Genomic DNA, 22,311 nt, shown 5'->3' with positions numbered 1-22,311 from the left:
ACCTCCTCTCCAGGAGTGTGATCCGATTCTCGGTGTCCCCCGCCGGGAACTCGGTTCGGTGCCACCCGCGATCATCGCCGGTGGCACTTTTTTTAGTTGAGCACCACGACGCCGAGGTTGATGGCCGAAGCCAGTGTGACCCAGGCCAGATATGGCCAGAGCAGCATGGCGGCCTTGGGCGCATAGGCCCGCTTGTGCCGAATGAGCATGAACACCGAGGCCCAGAGCAGCGGAACTTCCATGAGGGCCAGCTCGGGCCGCTGGAGAAAGAAAAAGAGCAGACTCCAGCCAATGTTGAACACGGCATTGGCCGTCCAGAGCAGGATGAGCTGCTTGCGGCGCGTGGCCTGGCCATCACTGGCCGCCCAGCCCAGCGCACCCGACCAGGCCATCAGGCCAAAGAGGATGGTCCAGGCAGGGCCAAAGGCCCAGTCCGGTGGCTTGAACCAGGGCTGGTTCAGGCTGAAATACCAGTCATCCAGAATGGTGAGCGAACCCCCCGTGCCGGCCACCGCAACGGCCAGCAGGGCGGCAACGAGGACGATGCGGGTGGTGGGCTTGTGGGTGGGCTGTTCGACTGGCGTCATGCTCGGGCAAAGCCGAGCAGGTGCGCCAAATCTTTAAAGAAGATTCGAAGGTGAGCCATGGGCTTGCGGCGGACCAGTCGCTTGTTCATGTAGGAGTCGAATGTGAGCTGCTGCACATCCTTATCTTTACAGATTTTCACGAACTGTTCGCGTCGCTTGTCGTTGCCATACCAGAACCGCTGCAGCAGCCCCAGCACCCAGAAGACTCGGCCGTGTTCCTTCATGAACCGGCGCCGGGCGCTGGCCAGCGGCGCGGGCGAGTGGGTGAGCAGGGCCTCATGCACGGCCTCGGCTGCGAGCCGCCCGCCAAGCAGGGCGTAGTAAATCCCTTCGCCCGATGCGGGTGCCACCACGCCTGCGGCATCGCCGGCCAGAACAATCTGGCGGCCGTTGTCCCAAATGGGCAGTGGCTTGAGGGGAATGGGGGCGCCTTCCTGGCGAATGGTGGGCGCATCGGCCAGGCCCGCCAGGGCACGCAGGCGGCTCGTGGCATGGCGCAATGAGAAGCCTTTGTCCATGCTGCCGGTGCCCACGCTCAGGTGGTTGCCATGCGGAAAGACCCAGCCATAGAAGTCGGGCGAGATGCTGCCGTTGTAGATCACATCGCAACGAATGGGGTCGTAGTCGATGCCCTGGGCCTTGCAGACAATCGGGTCGGGTGTCTGCAGAATCTCGTGGTAAGCAAACACAAACTTGCCCTCGTTGGAGCGTGGAATGTGGCGCTGGGCCACCTTCGATTTGGCGCCATCGGCACCAATCACGAACCGCGCCCGCACCTGACGCAACTGGGCCTCGTCCTGGTCGGAGGCCTTGGCGATGAGATCGATCTGGGTGTAGCCCTCGGCATCCGGCGTGTCGATGAGCGAGGAGAACTGGCCCGAGAAGCGCTCGGCCCCATGGCCTTCGGCGCGGTCGCGGAGCCATTCGTCGAAGTGCTCGCGATCCACCATGCCCACAAAGCCGTTCTCAATGGGAATGTCCACGCGCTTGTCGGCGGGCGAGACCATTCGCGCACAGCCAATCTTGGCCACGAGCAGGTGGTCTGGGATCTCAAAGTCACGAATGGCACGGGGTGGAATGGCACCACCACAGGGCTTGATGCGGCCTGCGCGGTCCACGAGCAGCACTCGGTGGCCAAGGCGTGCCAGGTCATCGGCCGCGGTGGCGCCTGCGGGGCCTCCACCAATCACAACAACGTCGTAGTCAGGCATGGCAGGCATCTCCTTCTTGGGGCGGCCGCAAGGCCGGGGCAGCGGGCGCGGGCGGCGCCTCACGAATGGATCGGGCGAGCTGGGCCGCCACCACAAACAACAGTGCTTCGAGCAGGAAGACCACGCCGTAGGCGGTACCGAGGTCATCGACCACCCAGCGGGCGATGTCCGACAGGCTGGTGCCTAGAATGCCGCCCAGCCCAAAGGCAATGGCCTGGGCCGCACCCCAGACACCCATGCGGGTGCCTTCGCGGGCGCCGGCCCCTTCGCTGGCCAGACGCATCATCGACGCGATGGCAGCAATGGAGAAGGCGCCATTGGCGGCGCCGAGCAAAAAGACATTGGCCTTGAGCGGCCAGCCGGGGCCCACCTGGCCACCGATGGTGAGGCCCAGCAGGGCCAGGCCCGAGACCAGGCAGCCGGAGACCGTCCAGAAGGAGAGTGAACCCAGGCGGCGGCCAAAGATGCGGCCACTGCCAGCGGCCGCCACCAGCAGCATGCCCGCGAGCACGCCACCGTGCTGCAGTCCAGAGAGCGCCGTGGTGGCCCCGGGGCTCATGCCAAAGACATGGCCTGCGAAGGGCTCGAGGATGAGGTCTTGGGCGCTGAAGGCGAGCATGGAGATGGCCACGAACCAAGTGAACTGCCGCGTGGCGGGCTCGGCCAGCACCTCGCGCAAGGCGGTGAGGAATCGAACGGGGGGTTGCTGTGCGGCGGTGAGATCGGTGGTGAGATCGGTCTGGTGGGGTGCGCGAGTTTCCAGACCAATGAGGGCCATGGCTGTGATGGCACTGGCCAAGAGCGTGACGCCACCGGCCACCTGCAGCAGGCGCTCAGGGGTGAATGGGTCGAGCAGTTGGCCGGCGGTGCCGGCCGTGATGGCAAAGCCCGCAATCATCATCATCCAGACCAGCGTGGCCGCGCCCGCACGGCGGGTGGGCAGGGTGCGTTTGGCCAGCAGGGTGAGCACGGAGGTGCCGCAGGCACTCACGCCCACGCCAATCAAGAGAAAACCCATGCTCACCACGGCCAAGCCCGAGGCCTGGCCATCGGGGATGAGCGTGGTGCCCCAGGCCGCCAGCCAGCCGCCCGCGCTCAGAAGCAGCATGCCGCCGAGGATCCAGGGCGTGCACCAGCCGGACTGATCGGCACCAAAGCCCATGCGGGGGCGCAGCAGTTGCACCACGTAGTGGCTCGCCACCAGCAGGCCGGGGATGATCGCGGCCAGGCCGAGTTCGACCACCAGAATGCGGTTCAAGGTGGAGGTGGCCAGCACCACCACGCCACCAATGCAGGCCTGCACCAGGCCGAGCCGGGCAATGGAGCCCCAGCCGAAGTGGCTATTGGATGCCTGCGTGGCGACCCTCATGCGCCGGCACCCAGGCCGCGGAGGGCAAAGGCGCTCACCATCATGCCGCTCACATAGAGGGGCACACCCACGCCGCTGTAGAAGAGGGCGCGGTCGATGGGGGCCTGCAAAAACCGACGCATGAGTGCGGCCTGCGCCAGGATGAGGCCCGCCACGGCCAGGGCATGCACGGGGGCGCCCCACCAGGCCAGCAGCGCCACCACACAGACCTGTGGAAGTAGCATGACCCAGCAGGCCAGGCGCGCGGCGCCCTGTGGGCCGAGCTGTACGGGCAGCGAGCGCACGCCCATCTGGCGGTCGCCGCCAATGGACTTGAAGTCGTTCAAGGTCATGATGCCGTGGGCCCCGAGGCTGTAGAGAATGGCCAGCACAATCGAGCGGGCCTCGGGCATGGCCCCGCCGGCCATGACGGCAGCACCGGTGATCCAGGCAAGGCCTTCATAGGAGAGGCCACAGGCGAGGTTCCCCCACCAGCCGTTTTGTTTGAGCCGCACCGGCGGCATCGAATAGGCCCAGGCCAAGACCAGGCCCAGCGCGGCTGCCAGAAAGCCCCAGGGGCCGAGCAGGCTGGCCACGGCCAGGGAGAGCGCTGTCCAGACCACGGCAATGTAGAGGCCCCATCGGCCAGGGATGCGGCCCGATGGGATGGGCCGGTGGGGCTCATTGATGGCGTCGACATGGCGATCGAACCAGTCGTTGATGGCCTGGCTCGTGGCGCAGACCATGGGCCCGGCCAAAAAGATGCCAATGGCAATGAGCAGCCAGTTCTCTTGCAGGGCCACACCGGATGCAATCACCCCGCAGGCAAAGGCCCACATGGGCGGAAACCAGGTGATGGGCTTGAGCAGCTCCGTGAACGCAAACAGCGGCGGACGCAGGGGTTGGCGCAGAAGGGCAGGCATGCCCTGATTCTCTACTTGACAAACGCAACCGTCAATTGCAAGTTACAGTTTCAACAAAGGGGATCCATGCCATGACACGTCCGTTTCCGGACCAAGGCCTGCCAAGCGCTGTTGTCATTGGCAGCGGATTCGGTGGGCTCGCCGCTGCCATTCGTCTGGCGGTGAAAGGGTACCGGGTCACGGTGCTCGAGCGCCTGGGTGCCCCGGGTGGCCGCGCCAGCGTCTTCCAACAAGACGGCTTCACCTTCGATGCCGGCCCCACCATCATCACGGCGCCCTTCCTGCTCGAAGAACTCTGGACCCTCTGTGGCGAGACCATGTCGCGCGATGTCGACCTACGCCCCATGAAACCCTTTTACCGCATAAGGTTTCACGACGGCAGCCACTTCGATTACTCCGGTGCCACCGACCCCATGCGGGCCGAGGTGGCCCGGCTCTCGCCCGAAGACGTTGCCGGCTACGACGCCTTCATGAAGGAGGCCGACCTCTGCTACCGGCTCGGCTACGAGGAGCTTGGCACCGTGCCCTTTGAAACCCTGGGCTCGCTCTTTTCGGCCATGCCCTCCATGGTCAAGATGCGCGCCTGGAGCAGCATCTTCAGCATGGCCAAGCGGCACTTCAAGAGCGAGAAGCTGCAACAGGTCTTTAGCTTTCATCCCCTGCTCATCGGGGGCAACCCCTTGCGGGTCACACAGGTCTATAGCCTCATCCTCTCGCTGGAGCGGCAGTTCGGCGTGCACTCGGCCATGGGCGGCACGGGCGCGATTGTCTCGGGCCTGGTGCGCCTGCTCGAGCGCCAAGGCGGTGCGGTTCGATACAACGCCGATGTCCAAGAAATCCTCAGTGAGAACGGCAAGGTCACCGGGGTGCGCCTGCAGTCTGGCCAGACCATCGCCGCAGACCTCGTGGTCTCGAATGCCGATGCTGCCTGGACTTACGAGCGGGCCATGCCCAGCCAGCGGCGGCGCGTCTGGACGGACCGAAAGCTCGCCCGCACCCATTACTCGATGAGCCTTTTCGTCTGGTACTTCGGCACACGCCGCGTATACGACGACATTCCCCACCACATGATTCTGCTGGGCCCCCGCTACGAGGGCCTGCTCACGGACATCTTCGACAACAAGGTGCTCAGCGACGACTTCAGCCTTTATCTGCACCGGCCCACCGCCACCGACCCGTCCTTGGCGCCTGCCGGCTGCGACACCTTCTATGTGCTCTCGCCGGTGCCGCACCAAGATGCAGGCATCGACTGGCAGGCCCAGGCCGAGCCTTACCGCAGGCGCATCGAGGCCTACCTGCAAGACACCGTGCTGCCGGGCTTGTCCGACCACATCGTCACCTCATTCACCATGACGCCCGATGACTTCTCATCGCGCTACCTGGCCCACAAGGGGGCGGCCTTTGGCCTCGAGCCCGTGCTGCTGCAGAGTGCCTGGTTCCGGCCGCACAACCGCAGCGAAGAGCTTCGTGGCCTCTATCTTGTGGGCGCGAGCACCCATCCCGGCGCAGGCATTCCCGGGGTGCTCACCTCGGCCAAGGCACTCGACACCCTCATTCCGCAGGCCGCCAACCATCACCTGGTGGGCGCCTAGATGCACCACACGCCGCAGGGCTCCAACCAGGCCCTCATGCGCCAGGGCTCGAAGTCGTTCTATGCCGCCTCACGCCTGCTGCCCCCGCGCTTTCGAGACGCAGCCGTCGACCTCTATGGCTTTTGCCGCGTGGCCGACGATGCCGTCGATGAGTCGGGTGCAAGCCCGCGGGTCATGGCCGAGCTCCATGAGCGGCTCGACGCCATTTATGCAGGCCAGCCCATGGCCATTGCCGAGGACCAGGCCTTTGCCCAGGTGGTGTTTAAGCATCGGCTGCCCAAGCGAATTCCCTTGGCCTTGCTCGAGGGCTTTGCGTGGGATGCCCAGGGCCGTCGCTACGAGACACTCGAGTCCCTCTGCGACTACGGCGCACGGGTGGCGGGCACGGTGGGCGCGATGATGGCCTTGGTCATGGGGGTGCGCGAGGCGCGCCCCATGGCACGGGCCTGCGAACTCGGTGTGGCCATGCAACTCACCAACATTGCACGCGATGTGGGCGAGGATGCCCGCATGGGCCGGCTCTACCTGCCTCGCACCTGGCTGCGTGAGGAAGGCCTGGACCCCGATGCCTGGCTGGCCAAACCCTCCTTCGGCCCCGAGATTGCCCGTGTGGTGGCGCGGCTCTTGTCCGCGGCCGATGCCCTCTATCGGCGCGCTGAAGAGGGCGTGTGGTTTCTGCCGCGCGGCTGCCGGCCCGCCATTCTCGCGGCCCGCCACATCTATGCCGACATTGGCCGAGAGATCGGCAATGCCCGCTTCAATTCCATCGACCACCGGGCCCATGTCTCGGGCCAAAAAAAGCTCGCCCGAATTGCACAGTCACTGCCGGCCTTCTTGGTGGCCCCCAGGATTCCCCGTGGCCACAAGCCGCTGGAGTCCATTCATTTTCTAGTGGAGGCCGCCGGCATCAGCATGGCCCAGCTGCCCCCTCGGTCGGTCTCCGAAAAAGTGGGCTGGATGGTCGACCTTTTCATTACGCTCGAGGGGCGTCATCAGTCGATGCGCGGCATGCGCCATGGCAGCATCCAACGCACCGCCGGAGAGCGCAGCCGAGGGGCATAGAGGCTCTCGTGCATGGCGGTCACGCGCTCGCCCAGCAGGCTGGTGCGAATTTCTGAACGAACATAGAACGGGGTGTCCTCGAGGGTGCGAGCCAGCCGCGGCCGACGGCCATCGGGGTCCGTGCGGGTGGCACGGCTCACGGCCCAGGCACTGCGCTTGAGCAGCATGCGCGGACCCACCTCGAAGGGCTCGGTCTGGCCATCGGGTCGAAACCGCAGGGCAATGAGCCGGTCGTCCTGGCCCAGCGGTTCGATGTCGTAGAGCACGGCCGCGCTGCCATCCGACAAGGGCGCCCGCAGCCAATCCCAGCGATGAAAGGCCGATGCCAAAGGCTCATCGCCTTCATTGGAATCCAGATAGCCACTGCCCTTCCAGCGCAATTGCGGGGCATCCAGGTTCACCTCGATGCGGGCTGCAGGGGCCAGGGGCCCCCAGCGGTGTCGGCCTTCGGCGTCCAGGTTCGACTGGTGATGAAAGAACCGGTCTGCCAAGATGCGCACCTGGCCGCGCACCGGAAACGGAATGGGCATGCCGTGCTCCTGAATGTCGATCACCAGGCTCGACCCATCCCAGCGCAGCTGGCTGTGCTTGATTCGAAAGTGTGTGGCCGTGCGGTCCACGCAGGCGGCGCTGCGCTCGGTCATGGTCCATCGCTTCTGGCCGGGGCTGTAGATGGCCACGTTCAGTGCGCAGTGGTTGTCGGGTGAGACCACCGCACCGCGGGCCTTCGCCTTGGCCTGCGCCCAGTGGTAGTAGGGCGAGAAGACACTGCCCACAAAGGCGATCAGGGTGATGCCATGCTGGCCGCAGTCGCTCAGGCCATCGACATACCACCAGAGATAACCACCCGGGCCGACCGCCTGGTCGAATCGAGGTGTGCCATCAGGGTTGCGGCCGCCAGTCGGCCCGACAGGGCGGCCATGGGCACCCCCGCCCCCGGGTGCGCGCTGCCCCCCGCCAAGAAGAGCCCCGGGATCGGTGTCTGCGCCGAGGGCCTCTGAAAGACAGACATCCATCCGTGGGGTGCCCGGCCATAAAGGGCCCCGCCCGTGGCCGGGAACTGCTGGTGAAAGTGCGAAGGGGTTGTGCATGTGGTGGTCTCCGGCTGGGTCTCGAGTTCAACGCCGCATGCGGCAAGTTGCCTCTGAAGTCTCGCAAAAGTCTGGTCGATGGTCTGTTCGGGAAAGGCCGATGGCCGATCGCCAATGGCGGGCGCATTGATGAGCATCAGCAGCCGTTCGGCCTGCCCGTCATCCGGCATTTGCGCGCCGCGGTCTTGGGCGCAGATGTAAATCGTGGGCGTGGCAGGCAGCCGTTGCCGATCGAAGACATCTGCGAATTCTTGGTCGTAGTCGGGCTGGAAAAAAACATTGTGGTGGTCCAGCGGCCGGCCGGAGAGCCTGGCATCCATGGCCCAGGTCATGGCCGAGAGCGACCTTGGCACCACACCCGCAGGCTGCACACTGGCCTTCACCGCCTCGCCAAGCAGGCCTTCCCGCAGGGCTGCGGCATCGCCATTGAAGACCACGGCATCGGCCCGAAGGGTTTCGCCCTGTGCGGTCTCCACGCCCACGGCACGGCCGCCTTCCACCAGAATGCGCGCCACGGGCTGGCTGGTGCGAATCTGTGCCCCCAGGCCTTGGGCGGCCTTGGCCATGCCCTGGCCGAGTGCCTGCATGCCGCCTTCGGCGCGCCAAACGCCGCAGGTCTCCACAAATGCAATGAGGCTGAGGGTGGCGGGCGACAGCCATGGTGAGCCACCGCAGTAGGTGGCATAGCGTGCAAAGAGTTGGCGCAGGCGTGGGTCTTGGAAGTGGCGGCCCAGGCTCGTCCAGAGGCTCTGCATGGGCCCAATGCTGGCGAGCAGGGCCAGGCCCCGCGGGCCGAGCGCCGAACCCATCGACATCAGGCTGGGCCGACTGCTGCGCATGTAGGCCTGCTCCATTTGAAAGTAGAGCGCGCGCGTCTCGGCCATGAAGCGTTGGAACTGTGCGGCCGCCGCGCCACCGGAGAATTCTGCAATGGCCTGCTCACTGGCCTTGGGGTCGGCGTGCAGGTCGAGCCACTCAGAGGCCGACCAGGCATGCCGTGCGATGATCGGCAGGGGCGAGAGCGTCACGACATCCGAGAGGCGAAGGCCCGCGGCCGCGAGCAGGTCTTCAAAGACCCACGACATGGTGATGACCGTGGGGCCGGAATCGATCCACTTGCTGCCGGCCTGGCGTTGGTGAATTTTTCCGCCGGGCCTTGCATGGGCCTCGAGCACCGTGACCTGCACACCCTGGCGGGCGAGGTCCACGGCAGCCGCGAGCCCACCCATGCCGGCCCCAACGATGAGCACCGAACGCGCGCTCATGCAGGCGTGTTGGCCGTGCTCAACTGCCCGATGTCACGCAGAATTCGAAACCGAATGAAGGCCGACTCTGAAAAGTAGCGCTCGCCGTAGGCGGCCGCGATGGCGGCCTGATGCCCGCCGGAATGCGCGTACTGGGTCATGGCGTCCTGGCTCGACCAAATGCTGAAGGTGGCCTGCCGAACCAAGGGGGCTTCACCCAGGCCCACGGCGAGTTCGCAGCCCTCGGCCCTTGCGAGGTCGGCCTCGGCTGCAGGCGACTTCGACCAGAAGGCGAGTGCGCGATGCCAATGGATGGATGCGCGGGTCATGGAGGCCATTCGGCTGTTGGCCTCGGGGGCCTCGGCCGACACCGGAATGGGCACGCCGCCCCATTGGCCGCGGCTGGAAAAGGCCTGCAGGCTCAGCACTCGAAGTGCATCGGCATGGTCGCGATACGACTGCAGTTGTGGTGAATGGTCGATGAAGTCGTGGGCCTGTGCCTCGGTCTCGAAGAGGCCCAGGTAGCCAAAGCGATCCCAGCCGGGCGAGAGGCCAAAGCCGCCCTCATGGCCACTGCCCAGGAAGCGTTCAAAGCGAAGGCCGTTGGGCTTGCGATGGGGCAGGGCGCCCAGCACCAGTCGGGCCAAGCCCCAGCCCTTGGCAACTGTCTGCCACTTGGCGAGCGCCAGAACGAGGGTCTCGCGGCCGGCCACCGTGAAGTCGGTTAGTCGCCCGCGTCTGCGTCGGGCCCATCAATGCCAAAACGACGCAGCTTCACGTAGAGGCTTTGGCGAGACAGCCCGAGCATCTCAGCGGCCGATGCCCGGTTGTTCTTGGTGAGCCGAAGGGCGGCCTCGATGCAGAGCTTCTCGATGAGGTCGACCGTCTCGCCCACAATTTCCTTGAGCGGCAGCCGGCCCACGAGCGCGGCCAGGTCAGCCCCGCTGCGGCCCACGGGGCTCGAGGTTTCGGGCGTGCTGTCGAGTCGGCGGTTGACGTCGCGCACCATGAAGCCCAGCAAGGTTTCGGGGCCCAGGGTAAAGCTCACGCCCGAGAGTTCCACCGGCACGCTCAGCCCAGACTCACTGATCAGTTGCGTGGAGAAGAGCCGCACGCTGCCACCTTGGGCCAGGCTGTTGATCATGACCAATAAATCGGTGTTGGCGCGGCCGAGCCATCGGTTGAGCGATTCCCCGATGATCTGGCCCGTGTGTGCAGCCTGGATTTGATCCAGGAAGGCAGGGTTGGCATGCCGAATGACGCCCTTGTTGTCGGTGATGACCAGGCCATCGCTCACGCGGCGCAGGGCCTCCAAGACCGAGGCATCCTCGGGCGAGGAGGGCAGGCCATTGGGTGGCTCGATGCGAACCAGGAAGACGGTGTCCGATTCCTGCCGCAGGCAGGAGACGGCCGTGCGCGCGCGAACTTGGCCATTGGCAAAGGTGAGCTCAGTCTCGCTGGCGCGGCCCGAGCCGCTGACCTGCTGCAGCAGCATGGTGGTGGCGCTGGCCGCCGCGGGCGCAATGAGCTGATCGAAGACGGTCTGCTTGAGCGAGGCGACATCCTGGCCAAAGAAGAAGCCCGCAGCGCGGTTGCATTCCATGACCACATGGTCGCGTGCGCGCACGATCAGGATCGGGTCGCGGATGAGATCGAAGAGGGTGCGGTACTCGTTCTCCAGGCGGCGCAGCCGACTGTAGTCGCGCTCCATGAGCTGCTGGGCCTCCATGAGGCGGCCCTGCAAGGCGGCCAGCGGACGCAGGTCTCGGCCAATGGCCACCATGCGCCCATCGGGTGCGATGCGCACGAGCGAGAACAGGATGGGCACCTCGACACCGTCGGGCTGCAACTGGTTGATGTGACGCCACCGCGCGTTGGGTTCGCCGGAGCCGACGAGCGACAACATTTCGCGCACCTTGGGCCGGCTCTCGGAGGTGACCAGGCTCTCCCACGGCTGGCCAATCCAGGCCCGAAAGGCGTTGGCCGTCCAGGATTCGGCACTGGCGGCGACATCGCGAACGGTACCTTCTGAGTCGAGAATGAGCGCCACATCTGCGGCGGCCTCGACCAGTGCGGCGGTGGCCTGGGCGTCGAGGCCGAGCATCTCGCCGCGTGCGCCTTCAATGCGTCCCATGGTGACCTCGCTGGCTGAGAAACTGTTGGGCGGCGGCCACGGCCTCGGGCGCATCGCCCGACACCAGGTCTGCACCGCAGGCAGCGGCCTGCGCGGCAAAGACCTCGATGGCGGCCCCACCAATCATGATGGCCGGCTGCTGTTTACGACAGACCTGCCGAAGTCGGGCAATGAGGGCGGGTGCAAGCCGCATGTCGTGCTCGGTGGCCAAGGACAGGCCAATCATGTCGGCACCGGATGCTGCGGCCGCCTCGAGGAGGTCGGGCTCTTCGCTGGATTCGTGGGTGATGACCGACCAGCCCGCGCGGGCGAAGAAGGCACCGACCATTCGCAGGCCCAGGCGGTGATGCGCGCCCGGGGCAGTGCAGAGAAAGAGGCACGGGCCCCGGTCCGTTGGGGCGGTGTCGGCATGAAATTGGTCGAGCAGTTGTGAGAACACATGTTGTAGCGTCCAGAGCCCAATGGTGACATCGGTAAATGCAGAGGTGTCCTTCACCCACCGCTCGCCGAGGAGTCGGGCCGCGGGCTGAATCAAAGACAGGAACACGGCGTCGGTGCGCAGGCCTTGGGCCATCTCACCTTGAACAAGTGCCTCGCAGCCAGCCAAGTCGCCCGCGGCGGCCAGGCTCGCCAGGGCATCGGCCTGATCGCGACGGGGGCCATCGACAGGTGTGGGCACTGCGGCGGCCCCAAGGCTTCCCTGCGACATCGGCGCGGCCTGGGGCTGCTCCAGCAGCACCAGGCGAGGGATGACCTCCTGGGTGAGCAGGGTGAGGAAGGTCTCGGGCTCGGATTGAACAGATGTTTTGGATGACATGGGGGCTCCTTCCCCTGTGATCGGCTCGATGGCCCTTTGGATGGCCTAGACGGACTATGCGCCGCCATTTTGTCTTTGTCAATTTAAATTGATGTCAAATAAAATTGACATTTTTGAGGGGTCGTCCTAGAGTGCGTTCCTGTGGCAGTGCAAGTCGTTGACAGGAGCTCCAAATATGTCGGATTGGGTCGTGGAACAGGCGGGCCTTGTCTATAGCCGTGAGGAACGGGCCCGGCGCGATGCAACCCCTTGGACACTCGTTCAAGGCCTTCTTGCGCCCATTCAATTTGTGGTCTTCCTGGTCAGCCTGGTCTTGGTGCTGCGAACCCTCATGACATCCGAAGGCGCCGAGTGGGCCGGCTGGTCGGTGGTCATCAAAACCCTCACCCTCTACGCCATCATGGTCACGGGCGCCATCTGGGAAAAGGTGGTCTTTGGCCAGTACCTGTTTGCACGCCCATTCTTCTGGGAAGACATGGTGAGCATGCTGGTCATCGGCCTTCATACCGCCGCCGTGGTGGCCTGGTTCCTCGGCGAGCAGTGGCTGAGCCTCGAGGCGCAGCTCTGGCTGGCCTTGGCGGCCTACGCCGCCTACGTGATCAACGCCGCGCAGTTTCTCTACAAGCTTCGCCTGGCCCGGCGCGAGCAGTCCGTGCACATGGGCCAGGAGGTCATGGGATGAATGCCCCGCTGCTGCCGCTCGAGGTCTTGCGCGAGCGCGGGCAGCACGAGGTCTTTTGTGGCCTCACCAGCATCATTTGGTTGCACCGAAAAATACAAGACGCCTTCTTCCTGGTGGTGGGCTCACGCACCTGCGCACACCTCATTCAGTCGGCCGCGGGCGTGATGATTTTTGCCGAGCCGCGGTTTGCAACAGCCATCATCGACGACCGCGACCTGGCCGGCCTGGCCGATGCCAACGAAGAGCTCGACCGCGTGGTGGCCCAGCTGCTCTCGCGGCGGCCCGACATCAAGCTGCTCTTCCTGGTGGGCTCCTGCCCCTCCGAGGTCATCAAGCTCGACCTGGAGCGCGCGGCCCAGCGGCTCGATCTCACCCATCGTGGCCAGACCAAGGTCATGCACTACTCGGGCAGTGGCATCGAGACCACCTTCACCCAGGGCGAAGACGCCTGCCTGGCAGGGCTGGCGGCCGACATGTCGTTGGCCTCCGCAGGCGAGGCGGCGGCAGACCTGCTCATCGTGGGCAGCCTGCCCGATGTCGTGGAAGACCAGCTCACCGAGTGCTGTCAGGCCATGGGCCTGGGGTCGGTGGCCTGCCTGCCCCCAAGGCGGTCCAACCGCATGCCGGTGGTCGGGCCCCACACGAAATTTGTGCTGGCCCAGCCCTTTCTAAATGACACCGCCCGGGTCCTCGAAGGCCGTGGGCTTGGCCGTGTGGCCACGGGCTTTCCCTTCGGGGGCGAGGGCACAGCGCGCTGGCTGCGCGACATTGGTGCCGAATTCTCTTGCCCCACCGAGAAGGTCGAGGCCGCCATCGCACCGGGCCTCGCGCGGGCCCGAAAGAGTCTCGTGCATCACCGTGAGGTGCTCGCCGGCAAGCGCATCTTCTTTTTCCCCGATTCTCAGTTGGAGATCCCACTGGCTCGCTTTCTCCAAGAAGAGCTCGGCATGGTGGTTGTCGAGGTGGGCGTGCCCTACCTCAACCGCCAGATCATGGCGGCCGAGCTGGCCGCCTTGGGCCCTGCGGTGCAACTCTCCGAAGGCCAGGATGTCGACCGCCAGCTCGACCGCTGCCGGGCGGCCGCGCCCGACATGGTGGTCTGTGGCCTGGGCTTGGCCAATCCCCTGGAGGCCGAGGGCATCACCACGAAGTGGTCCATTGAATTGGTCTTTAGCCCCGTGCATGGCTTTGATCAGGCTGCAGACCTCGCCGCACTCTTTGCTCGCCCGTTCGATCGCCGTCGCCGCCTTGGAGGGCTTCTCGCATGAAACTCACCCTCTGGACTTACGAAGGGCCACCCCATGTGGGGGCCATGCGCATCGCCACCGCCATGCGCGATGTCCACTACGTGCTCCATGCACCCCAGGGCGACACCTACGCCGACCTGCTCTTTACCATGATCGAGCGTCGCAACAAGCGCCCGCCCGTCACCTACACCACCTTTCAGGCCCGCGACCTCGGCAAAGACACCGCCCAACTCTTTCAAACGGCCGTTCGCGATGCCGTGGAACGCCATGCGCCCAAGGCCCTGCTGGTGGGGGCCTCCTGCACGGCCGAGCTCATTCAAGACGACCCGGGTGGCCTGTCGGCGGCCTTGAACCTGGACATCCCCGTGGTGCCGCTGGAACTCCCCTCGTATCAGAAGAAGGAGAACTGGGGCGCGGCCGAGACCTTCTATCAGGTTGTTCGTCAGTTGCTCGCAGGCCAGCCTGCAACGAGCCGGCCGGCCAACGCGGCTGCACCCACCTGCAACATCTTGGGGCCCACGGGCCTGGGCTTTCGTCACCGTGACGACCTCACCGAGGTGCGCGGGCTCATCGAGATGCTCGGCATCCGTGTGCAGGTGGTGGCCCCTTGGGAGGCCTCGCCCGACGACATTCGCCGCCTGCCGATGGCCGACTTCAATGTGGTGCTCTACCCGGAAACGGCCATGCCGGTGGCGAGCTACCTAAAGCGCAGCCACGGCCAGCCGCACACCAGCTGCATTCCCATTGGCATGCGTGGCACCGAGGCCTTCATTCGGGAGCTTGCGGGCCTGGCCGGCGTGCCCGAGCAGGCCGAGTCCTGGGTGGCCAAGGCGCGAGCCTCACAACGGGGCCGTGCCGACTGGTACTGCGGCTCGGTCGACTCCACCTACCTCACGGGCAAGCGCGTCTTCATCTTTGGCGATGCCACACACGCCATGGCCGCAGCCGACTTCGCGGCCCACGAGATGGGCTTTGAGGTGGTGGGCCTGGGCACCTACTCACGTGAACTGGCCCGCGAGGTTCGGGCCGCGGCCGCATCCCATGGCCTGGAGGCCCTCATCACCGACGACTACCTGGAGGTGGAGGCCACCATCACCGCGCTCGCACCCGACCTGGTGCTCGGCACGCAAATGGAGCGGCACATTGCCAAGCGGCTCGGCATGCCGTGCGCGGTCATCTCCGCCCCCGTGCATGTCCAAGATTTCCCAGCCCGCTACGCCCCACAAATGGGCTACGAGGGCGCCAATGTGCTCTTCGACACCTGGGTTCACCCGCTCATGATGGGCTTGGAGGAGCACCTGCTCGGCATGTTCAAGGACGACTTTGAATTCCACGAGTCGGCCACGGCGTCGCACTTGGGTGCTGGAAGTGGTGTAGCCCCTGCGTCTGGCCCCATTTCGGTTCAGTGGGACCCCGAGGCCGAGCGTGAACTCGGAAAGATTCCCTTCTTCGTGCGCGGAAAGGCCAAGCGCAACACCGAGGCCTTCGCCAGCGAGCAAGGCCTGGCGCGCATCACCAAAGACACCCTCTACGAGGCAAAGGCCCACTATGCGAGATGAGATGCGTCTGGTGATCGTCACCATGGACACCCATCTCAGTTCGGCCACTGCGATGGCCGCAGCGCGCTTGGCCCGTCAGCACCCTGGCCTGCACCTGGACATGCATGCCGCATCCGAATACTCCGCAGACCCGGCCGCCCTGGCCCGAGTGAAGGCGGCCATTGGATCGGCCCATGTGGTGCTGGTCTCCATGCTCTTTCTCGAAGACCACTTCCTGCCGGTGCTCGATGACCTCAAGCGCCGTCGCGATGACCTCGATGCCCTGATCTGCATCATGTCGGCGCCGGATGTCGTCAAGCTCACCCGCATGGGCCGCTTCGACATGTCCAAGCCCGCCTCGGGCCCGATGGCCCTGCTCAAGCGCCTGCGTGGCAAGCGGCCCGGTGAGACCCAAGGCGCCAAGGGTGGCCGCAGCGAAACCTCCGGCTCGGGCGCCTCGCAGATGAAGATGCTGCGCCGACTGCCCAAGATTCTTCGCTTCATTCCGGGCACCGCCCAAGACATCCGCCTCTACTTCCTCTCGCTGCAGTACTGGCTCGGTGGGTCCGACGCCAACATGGAGAGCCTGGCCGGCATGCTCGTCAACCGCTATGCAACTGGGCCGCGCCAGGTCTGGCAGGGCCGGCTGCCGGTGGCCGAGCCCATCGAATACCCCGACCTCGGCGTCTATCACCCGAAGATGGCGGGCCGCATTGCAGACCAGGCCGATCGTCTGCCTGGCATGCGCGCCACGGCCAAGCCACGCGTGGGCCTGCTCATGCTGCGCTCCTACCTGTTGGCCGGCAACACCGCCCACTACGACGGCATGATCGCCGCGCTCGAGGCCAAGGGCCTCACCGTGGTGCCAGCCTTTGCCATGGGCCTGGATGCACGCCCGGCCATCGAGGCCTTCTTCATGCGCGACGGCCGTGTGGTGGTCGATGCCGTGGTCTCGCTCACCGGTTTTTCATTGGTGGGCGGGCCGGCCTACAACGATGCACAGGCCGCCGAAGACATCCTCACCACGCTCAATGTGCCCTACCTGGCAGCCCATCCCTTGGAGTTCCAGTCGCTGGCCGACTGGGGCGGCTCCAACCGCGGGCTCATGCCAGTCGAGACCACCATCATGGTGGCCATTCCCGAACTCGATGGCGCCACCAGCCCCATCGTCTTCGGGGGTCGCCCCGGTGTTCGCGGCCAGGCCTGCCAGGGCTGTCACCGCGGCTGCGAGTTCAACGACATCACCACCCCGCAGGACATGGTGTCCTGCCCAGAGCGCGCAGAGATGCTTGCCGCCCGCGTGGCCCGCCTCATCACGCTGCGCAAGACCCCGGTCGAAGACCGCCGTGTGGCCCTGGTGCTCTTTAACTTCCCGCCCAACGGCGGCAGCGTTGGCACGGCCGCCCACCTCTCGGTCTTTGAGTCGGTCTATGAAACCTTAAAGGGCATGGCGGGGCAGGGCTATCAGGTCGATCTTCCCGCCTCGGGCGATGCCATTCGTGAGCAGCTCTTGAATGGCAATCGCGCAGCCCACGGCACCGATGCCAATGTCTTGGCGAGCATCTCGGTGCAGGACCATCTGAAGAAAGAAGTCTGGCTCAAGGACATCGAGGCCTGCTGGGGGCCTGCCCCTGGCCGTCAGCTCACCAATGGCAAGAGCCTCTTCGTGCTGGGCATGAACTTTGGGAATGTCTCGGTGCTGGTGCAGCCTGGCTTTGGTGTGGAGGGCGACCCCATGCGCCTGCTCTTTGAGCACGACATGACGCCCACCCATGCCTTTGCCGCCTTCTATCGCCACCTGCGTGAAGACCTTCAGGCCCATGCCGTGGTGCACTTCGGCACCCATGGCGCCCTCGAATTCATGCCCGGAAAGCAGGCGGGCAGCTCTGGCCGGTGCTGGCCCGATCGCCTCATTGCAGACCTGCCCAACTTCTACATCTACGCCTCGAACAACCCGTCCGAGGGCACCATTGCCAAGCGCCGCTCCTCGGCCACGCTGGTGAGCTACCTCACGCCGGCCGTCACCGAGGCGGGCCTCTACCGTGGGCTCTCCGAACTCAAGCAGAGCCTCGATCGCTGGCGCAGCCTCTCGCCCACTGAAGACCAAGAGCGTGCGCGCCTGATGCCGGTCATCGCGGAGCAGGCCAAGGCCTTGGAGTTTGAGTTCAGCTCTGAGGGTGAGGCCACCGCGGCAGCCGTGCTTCGGCTCACCGAGCAGCTCCACGAGCTCGAGCACACGCTCATTCCCCAGGGCCTGCATGTCCTGGGCCGTGCCATGAACGCAAGCCAGCGGGCCGATGTCCTGCTCGCCATGGCCCGGGCCCATCGGCCCTTGGAGCCCATGGAGGGCTGGTCCGATGCCGTGGCCGCCATTCTCGAGCAGCCCGCCGAGCAGGCACTCTCGGCTGCGCTCGTCCATGTCGGCAGCCGCGACACCGATCGCAGCCTGCTCGAGCAGCTCATTCAGATCAACATCGCCCTGCAGCACAACCAAGAGGTTGCGGCCCTGCTTGAGGCCTTGAATGGCAACTTCGTTCGGCCCGCCCCCGGGGGCGATCTCCTGCGAACCCCCGAGGTGCTGCCCACGGGCCGCAATGTGCACGGCTTCGACCCCTTCCGCATGCCCAGCCGTTACGCCTGGGTCGATGGCCAGCAGCAAGCCGAGAAGCTCTTGGCGCGGCATCAGGAGCTGGGCCATCCCATGCCAGAGTCGATTGCGATGGTGCTCTGGGGAACCGACAACCTCAAGACCGAGGGCAGCCCGCTTGCGCAGGCCATGGCCCTCATGGGCGCAGAGCCCCGCTTCGATGGCTTCGGGCGGCTGGCCGGCGCGAGCCTCATTTCTTTGGAGGCGCTGGGCCGTCCTCGCATCGATGTCGTGCTCACCCTCTCGGGCATCTTCCGCGACCTGCTCCCACTGCAGATCCGCATGCTCGCCGAGGCGGCTTTTTTGGCGGCTTCGGCCGATGAGCCCACCGACCTGAATTTCGTGCGCAAGCATGTGCTCGCCCACATGCAGGCCACCGGTGCAGACCTGGAAACATCTGCCCTGCGCGTCTTTGGCAACGCAGACGGCGCCTACGGGGCCAATGTGAACCACCTCATCGAGCAAGGCTGCTGGCAAGACGAGGACGAACTCGCCGACTGCTACGCCAAGCGCAAGGGCTTTGCCTATGGCCGCAATGGCCGGCCCAGCAGCCAGCCCGAGCTGCTGCAGGCCGCGCTCGGCCATGTCACCCTGGCCTATCAGAACCTTGAGAGCATGGAGGTGGGCGTCACCACGGTGGACACCTACTTCGACACCCTGGGTGGTGTGAGCCGCGCCGTGCGCAAGGCCCGCGGTGGCCAAGACCCGATGGTCTACATCGGCGACCAGACCACCGGCAGCGGTGTGGTGCGCACCCTCTCCGAGCAGGTGGGCCTCGAGACCCGCACCCGAATGCTCAACCCCAAGTGGTATGAGTCCATGCTCGAGCACGGCTATGAGGGGGTTCGCCAGATCGAGGCCCATCTCACCAACACCATGGGCTGGAGCGCCACCACGGGCCAGGTGCAGCCCTGGGTCTACCAGCAACTCACCCAGACATTCCTGCTCGACCCCGTCATGCGGGAGCGACTCGCAGAGCTCAATCCCGCCGCATCGGCCAAGCTTGCCGGCCGGCTATTGGAAGCGTCAGATCGGTCCTACTGGACACCAGACGAACAGACCTTGAATGCCCTGCGTGAAGCAGGCGAGGCATTCGAGGACCGCATTGAGGGCATCTACCAAGGAGCACCCGTATGAACACGGTTACCGTGCCATTTGCAGAAATTCGACGCCCCGGCCCGCCCGATGGCGAGGGCAGTGTGCAGGTCCAGCTCGACCCCAACATGAAGATTGGAAATGCCAAGGTCTTTGCCGTCTATGGCAAGGGGGGCATTGGCAAGAGCACCACCTCCTCGAACCTCTCGGTGGCCTTCTCCAAACTCGGAAAGCGTGTCATTCAAATTGGCTGCGACCCCAAGCACGACTCCACCTTCACCCTCACCAAGTCGCTCATGCCCACGGTCATCGATGTCCTGGAGTCGGTCGACTTTCACACCGAAGAGCTGCGCATTGAAGACTTTGTCTACGAGGGCTACAACGGCGTGATGTGTGTGGAGGCGGGCGGCCCGCCGGCGGGCACGGGCTGTGGGGGCTATGTGGTGGGCCAGACGGTCAAGCTGCTCAAGGAGCATCACCTGCTCGATGAGAGCGATGTGGTCATCTTCGATGTGCTGGGCGATGTGGTCTGCGGCGGATTTGCCGCACCCCTGCAGCACGCCGACCGCGCCCTCATCGTGGCGGCCAACGACTTCGACTCCATCTTTGCCATGAACCGCATCGTGCAGGCCATCAATGCCAAGGCCAAGAACTACAAGGTGCGGCTGGGCGGCGTGATTGCCAATCGCAGCGCCCAGACCGACCAGATCGATCGCTTCGCAGACCGGGTTGGCCTCAATCGCCTGGCCCACTTCCCCGACCTCGACGTGATTCGCCGCAGCCGCCTGAAGAAGGCCACGCTCTTTGAGATGGAGCCTTCGCCCGAGCTCGAGGCGGTTCAGCAGGAATACCTCCGCCTGGCCGCCTCACTCTGGGCCGGCACCGACCCCTTGGCGCCCGAGGCGCTCAAGGACCGGGAAATTTTTGATCTGCTGGGGTTTGATTGATGAACACCTCGGTGCGAGACGCGGCCTATCTCACGCGGCGCGGCGAGATCGAGGAGTATTTCGATCGCACTGCGGCCGACGCATGGGCGCGGCTCACCTCCGATGCGCCGGTCAGTGGCATCCGCAAGACGGTTCGTGAAGGCCGCGAGACCATGCGCGCACTCATCGGCCAGTGGGTGGGTGTGCAGGCGGGCGCCTCGGTCTTGGATGCCGGCTGTGGCACGGGCCTGCTCGCCACCGACCTGGCCCGCGCGGGTGCGGTCGTCACGGCCGTCGACCTCTCGCCCACCCTGGTGGCCTTGGCCCGCGAGCGCATGCCCGCGGACCTGCCGGGCCGCATCACCTATTTCGCAGGCGACATGCTCGAGCCGAGCCTGGGCAGCTTCGATCACCTTGTGGCCATGGACTCCCTCATTCATTACGGCCCCACCGAGGCCCTTCGTGCGCTCGAGGCCATCGGCCCACGCGTGCGCCGCTCCATGGTGGTCACCTTCGCGCCCAGCAGCCCGCTGCTCATGGCCATGATGTGGGCTGGCCGGCTCTTCCCCCGCGGTGATCGCTCACCGGCCATCGTGCCGGTGCGTCCGCAGTGGCTGATGCGCAAGATTGCGGCCTCTTCCCTCGCCCAAGACGGCTGGCGCATTGGCCGCACCGAACGTGTCTCGCGTGGCTTCTATACCTCACAGGCCCTGGAGCTCGTGCGCAGATGATCTGGCTTCAACTGCTCTCACCGCGCAAATGGTCTCAGATCGACCCACGCTACCTGCCGTTTGCAGACCTCACCAGCGCGGACCTGCCGTTCTTCAAGCTGCTGCGCCTCTCGCTCTTTCAGGTGTCGGTGGGTCTGGCCACAGCGCTCTTGGTGGGCACGCTCAACCGCGTGCTCATTGTGGAACTCGGCGTGGCCGCCTGGCTGGTGGCCAGCATGGTGGCCTTGCCGGTGCTGGTGGCCCCCTTTCGGGCCCTGGTGGGCTTTCGATCCGACACCCATCGCTCGGCCATTGGCTGGCGCCGCGTGCCGTACATCTGGACGGGCAGCCTGCTGCAGTTTGGTGGCCTGGCCATCATGCCGTTCTCGCTCATCCTGCTCTCGGGCGACACCCATTGGCCCGCCTGGATCGGCCCCGCCAGCGCAGCCTTCGCATTCCTGCTGGTGGGCCTGGGCATGCAGACGGTTCAGACCGCAGGCCTGGCACTCGCCTCCGACCTCGTCTCCAAAGAGAAACGGCCGCGCATGGTCGCCCTCATGTACACCATGCTGCTCGTGGGCATGCTGGTCTCGGCCCTGGTCTTCAGTGTGTTTCTCCAAGACTTCTCCAAGTTCCGCCTCATTCAAGTGGTTCAGGCCGCGGCCTTTGTGGGCCTGCTGCTCAACCTGGTGGCCCTCTGGAAGCAAGAGGCCCGTCGGCCGTCGGCCACGCGCCGCACCGATGAGCGGCCGGTCTTCTGGAAGGCCTGGCGGGTCTTTGTGGGCGCACCGGGAAACCTTCGCTTTCTGGTGGCCTTGTCTCTGGGCACCATGGCCTTTGCCATGCAGGACATCATCCTCGAGCCCTATGGCGGCGAGGTGCTGGGCCTGAGCGTGGCAGAAACCACCGCGCTCACGGCGCTGATGGCCGGCGGCGCACTGGCGGCCTTCTTGAGTGCGGCAACCCTGATTCAACGCGGCCTCTCGCCCACCTTGGTGGCCTCGGTGGGGGCACTGGTGGGCGTGGTGGCCTTCTCGCTGGTCATCTTCGCCAACCCATTCCAGTCTGAATTGCTCTTTCGCGTGGGCACCGTGCTCATTGGGTTTGGGGGTGGCCTCTTCTCCATTGGCACGCTCACTGCAGCCCTCCAACTCGAAGAGGGCGGCCTCACCGGGCTGGCCATTGGCGCCTGGGGTGCGGTCTATGCCACAAGCACCGGCATTGCGATTGCGCTGGGCGGTGGCCTACGAGATGTCTTCACCGAACTGGCCATGGGCGGTGTCTTGGGCCCCGCACTCGACAACGCTGCAGTGGGCTATGGGGTGGTCTACCACCTCGAGCTTTTGATGTTGTTCATCACGTTGGTCGCCATGGGCCCCCTGGTGTATCGGCGGCAGTTGGTGGGCCGCCATGAGCAGAAATTTGGATTGGCTGAATTCCCCAGCTGATTTGTCAAC

18 protein-coding genes are annotated in these 22,311 nt (G+C 65.4%); 9 read left to right on the top strand and 9 right to left on the bottom strand.

Translation table 11 applies throughout. The annotated features are described in order from the left end of the window. Positions 1–92 precede the first annotated feature (92 nt). From AC8GDA_RS06325 to chlG, 4 genes are read right to left on the bottom strand one after another with little or no spacing between them, the layout of a single operon-like run. Positions 93–587, bottom strand: coding sequence for a TspO/MBR family protein (locus AC8GDA_RS06325; RefSeq protein WP_506555687.1), 495 nt, complete (start codon positions 585–587; stop codon positions 93–95). After that, positions 584–1,798, bottom strand: coding sequence for a geranylgeranyl diphosphate reductase (locus AC8GDA_RS06320; RefSeq protein WP_506555686.1), 1,215 nt, complete (start codon positions 1,796–1,798; stop codon positions 584–586). Before AC8GDA_RS06320 ends, AC8GDA_RS06325 begins: the two co-directional genes overlap by 4 nt. Beyond that, the gene (locus AC8GDA_RS06315; protein ID WP_506555685.1) at positions 1,791–3,167 is read right to left on the bottom strand and encodes a BCD family MFS transporter; all 1,377 of its coding nucleotides are present in this window, start codon (positions 3,165–3,167) and stop codon (positions 1,791–1,793) included. The genes AC8GDA_RS06320 and AC8GDA_RS06315 overlap by 8 nt, the downstream gene beginning before the upstream one ends. After that, positions 3,164–4,069, bottom strand: a complete 906-nt coding sequence (gene chlG, locus AC8GDA_RS06310) for a chlorophyll synthase ChlG (protein ID WP_506555684.1) — start codon at positions 4,067–4,069, stop codon at positions 3,164–3,166. Before chlG ends, AC8GDA_RS06315 begins: the two co-directional genes overlap by 4 nt. Before the next feature lie 71 nt (positions 4,070–4,140). Here chlG and AC8GDA_RS06305 point away from each other — a divergent pair, with 71 nt between their 5' ends. Next, complete coding sequence (locus AC8GDA_RS06305) at positions 4,141–5,661, top strand: phytoene desaturase (protein WP_506555683.1); 1,521 nt, start codon at positions 4,141–4,143, stop codon at positions 5,659–5,661. Beyond that, positions 5,662–6,723: a phytoene/squalene synthase family protein gene (locus AC8GDA_RS06300; protein WP_506555682.1), complete on the top strand. Its 1,062-nt coding sequence runs from the start codon at positions 5,662–5,664 to the stop codon at positions 6,721–6,723. On the opposite strand, the gene AC8GDA_RS06295 is transcribed toward AC8GDA_RS06300, so the two are convergent. From AC8GDA_RS06295 to AC8GDA_RS06275, 5 genes are read right to left on the bottom strand one after another with little or no spacing between them, the layout of a single operon-like run. Continuing rightward, the gene (locus AC8GDA_RS06295) at positions 6,654–7,499 is read right to left on the bottom strand and encodes a carotenoid 1,2-hydratase family protein (RefSeq protein ID WP_506555681.1); all 846 of its coding nucleotides are present in this window, start codon (positions 7,497–7,499) and stop codon (positions 6,654–6,656) included. The genes AC8GDA_RS06300 and AC8GDA_RS06295 overlap by 70 nt on opposite strands. A gap of 38 nt (positions 7,500–7,537) precedes the next feature. Beyond that, entirely contained in the window at positions 7,538–9,079 is a 1,542-nt protein-coding gene (crtD, locus tag AC8GDA_RS06290; protein ID WP_506555680.1) for a 1-hydroxycarotenoid 3,4-desaturase CrtD, read from the bottom strand. Continuing rightward, entirely contained in the window at positions 9,076–9,771 is a 696-nt protein-coding gene (locus AC8GDA_RS06285) for a spheroidene monooxygenase (protein WP_506555679.1), read from the bottom strand. The genes crtD and AC8GDA_RS06285 overlap by 4 nt, the downstream gene beginning before the upstream one ends. Positions 9,772–9,782: 11 nt before the next feature. Next, positions 9,783–11,192: a transcriptional regulator PpsR gene (gene ppsR, locus AC8GDA_RS06280; RefSeq protein WP_506555678.1), complete on the bottom strand. Its 1,410-nt coding sequence runs from the start codon at positions 11,190–11,192 to the stop codon at positions 9,783–9,785. Further along, entirely contained in the window at positions 11,179–12,009 is an 831-nt protein-coding gene (locus AC8GDA_RS06275) for a cobalamin B12-binding domain-containing protein (protein WP_506555677.1), read from the bottom strand. The genes ppsR and AC8GDA_RS06275 overlap by 14 nt, the downstream gene beginning before the upstream one ends. Before the next feature lie 175 nt (positions 12,010–12,184). Here AC8GDA_RS06275 and bchF point away from each other — a divergent pair, with 175 nt between their 5' ends. From bchF to AC8GDA_RS06240, 7 genes are read left to right on the top strand one after another with little or no spacing between them, the layout of a single operon-like run. Beyond that, positions 12,185–12,691, top strand: coding sequence for a 2-vinyl bacteriochlorophyllide hydratase (bchF, locus tag AC8GDA_RS06270; protein WP_506555676.1), 507 nt, complete (start codon positions 12,185–12,187; stop codon positions 12,689–12,691). Continuing rightward, complete coding sequence (locus AC8GDA_RS06265) at positions 12,688–13,959, top strand: ferredoxin:protochlorophyllide reductase (ATP-dependent) subunit N (RefSeq protein WP_506555675.1); 1,272 nt, start codon at positions 12,688–12,690, stop codon at positions 13,957–13,959. Before bchF ends, AC8GDA_RS06265 begins: the two co-directional genes overlap by 4 nt. Then, positions 13,956–15,497: a ferredoxin:protochlorophyllide reductase (ATP-dependent) subunit B gene (gene bchB, locus AC8GDA_RS06260; protein ID WP_506555674.1), complete on the top strand. Its 1,542-nt coding sequence runs from the start codon at positions 13,956–13,958 to the stop codon at positions 15,495–15,497. Before AC8GDA_RS06265 ends, bchB begins: the two co-directional genes overlap by 4 nt. Beyond that, positions 15,487–19,260: a magnesium chelatase subunit H gene (locus AC8GDA_RS06255; protein WP_506555673.1), complete on the top strand. Its 3,774-nt coding sequence runs from the start codon at positions 15,487–15,489 to the stop codon at positions 19,258–19,260. Before bchB ends, AC8GDA_RS06255 begins: the two co-directional genes overlap by 11 nt. Further along, positions 19,257–20,165 (top strand): ferredoxin:protochlorophyllide reductase (ATP-dependent) iron-sulfur ATP-binding protein, encoded by a 909-nt coding sequence (gene bchL, locus AC8GDA_RS06250; RefSeq protein ID WP_506555672.1) that lies wholly within the window; start codon positions 19,257–19,259, stop codon positions 20,163–20,165. The genes AC8GDA_RS06255 and bchL overlap by 4 nt, the downstream gene beginning before the upstream one ends. After that, entirely contained in the window at positions 20,165–20,875 is a 711-nt protein-coding gene (bchM, locus tag AC8GDA_RS06245; protein ID WP_506555671.1) for a magnesium protoporphyrin IX methyltransferase, read from the top strand. Before bchL ends, bchM begins: the two co-directional genes overlap by 1 nt. After that, positions 20,872–22,302, top strand: coding sequence for a BCD family MFS transporter (locus AC8GDA_RS06240; protein ID WP_506555670.1), 1,431 nt, complete (start codon positions 20,872–20,874; stop codon positions 22,300–22,302). The genes bchM and AC8GDA_RS06240 overlap by 4 nt, the downstream gene beginning before the upstream one ends. Positions 22,303–22,311: the final 9 nt, after the last annotated feature.

It is taken from the genome of Hahnella aquatica (SeqCode) (genome assembly GCF_965194505.1).
Taxonomy (GTDB): Bacteria; Pseudomonadota; Gammaproteobacteria; order Burkholderiales; family Burkholderiaceae_A; genus Hahnella; species Hahnella aquatica.
The sequence above is the reverse complement of the archived record's forward strand: the minus strand, read 5'-3'. Positions and strand labels throughout refer to the sequence as shown.

Excerpts from the sequence above, each read along its gene's own strand:
- AC8GDA_RS06325 (WP_506555687.1), bottom strand. The coding sequence starts at position 587 with ATGACGCCAGTCGAACAGCCCACCCACAAGCCCACCACCCGCATCGTC.
- AC8GDA_RS06320 (WP_506555686.1), bottom strand. The coding sequence starts at position 1,798 with ATGCCTGACTACGACGTTGTTGTGATTGGTGGAGGCCCCGCAGGCGCC.
- AC8GDA_RS06315 (WP_506555685.1), bottom strand. The coding sequence starts at position 3,167 with ATGAGGGTCGCCACGCAGGCATCCAATAGCCACTTCGGCTGGGGCTCC.
- chlG (WP_506555684.1), bottom strand. The coding sequence starts at position 4,069 with ATGCCTGCCCTTCTGCGCCAACCCCTGCGTCCGCCGCTGTTTGCGTTC.
- AC8GDA_RS06305 (WP_506555683.1), top strand. The coding sequence starts at position 4,141 with ATGACACGTCCGTTTCCGGACCAAGGCCTGCCAAGCGCTGTTGTCATT.
- AC8GDA_RS06300 (WP_506555682.1), top strand. The coding sequence starts at position 5,662 with ATGCACCACACGCCGCAGGGCTCCAACCAGGCCCTCATGCGCCAGGGC.
- crtD (WP_506555680.1), bottom strand. The coding sequence starts at position 9,079 with ATGAGCGCGCGTTCGGTGCTCATCGTTGGGGCCGGCATGGGTGGGCTC.
- ppsR (WP_506555678.1), bottom strand. The coding sequence starts at position 11,192 with ATGGGACGCATTGAAGGCGCACGCGGCGAGATGCTCGGCCTCGACGCC.
- AC8GDA_RS06275 (WP_506555677.1), bottom strand. The coding sequence starts at position 12,009 with ATGTCATCCAAAACATCTGTTCAATCCGAGCCCGAGACCTTCCTCACC.
- bchF (WP_506555676.1), top strand. The coding sequence starts at position 12,185 with ATGTCGGATTGGGTCGTGGAACAGGCGGGCCTTGTCTATAGCCGTGAG.
- AC8GDA_RS06265 (WP_506555675.1), top strand. The coding sequence starts at position 12,688 with ATGAATGCCCCGCTGCTGCCGCTCGAGGTCTTGCGCGAGCGCGGGCAG.
- bchB (WP_506555674.1), top strand. The coding sequence starts at position 13,956 with ATGAAACTCACCCTCTGGACTTACGAAGGGCCACCCCATGTGGGGGCC.
- AC8GDA_RS06255 (WP_506555673.1), top strand. The coding sequence starts at position 15,487 with ATGCGAGATGAGATGCGTCTGGTGATCGTCACCATGGACACCCATCTC.
- bchL (WP_506555672.1), top strand. The coding sequence starts at position 19,257 with ATGAACACGGTTACCGTGCCATTTGCAGAAATTCGACGCCCCGGCCCG.
- bchM (WP_506555671.1), top strand. The coding sequence starts at position 20,165 with ATGAACACCTCGGTGCGAGACGCGGCCTATCTCACGCGGCGCGGCGAG.
- AC8GDA_RS06240 (WP_506555670.1), top strand. The coding sequence starts at position 20,872 with ATGATCTGGCTTCAACTGCTCTCACCGCGCAAATGGTCTCAGATCGAC.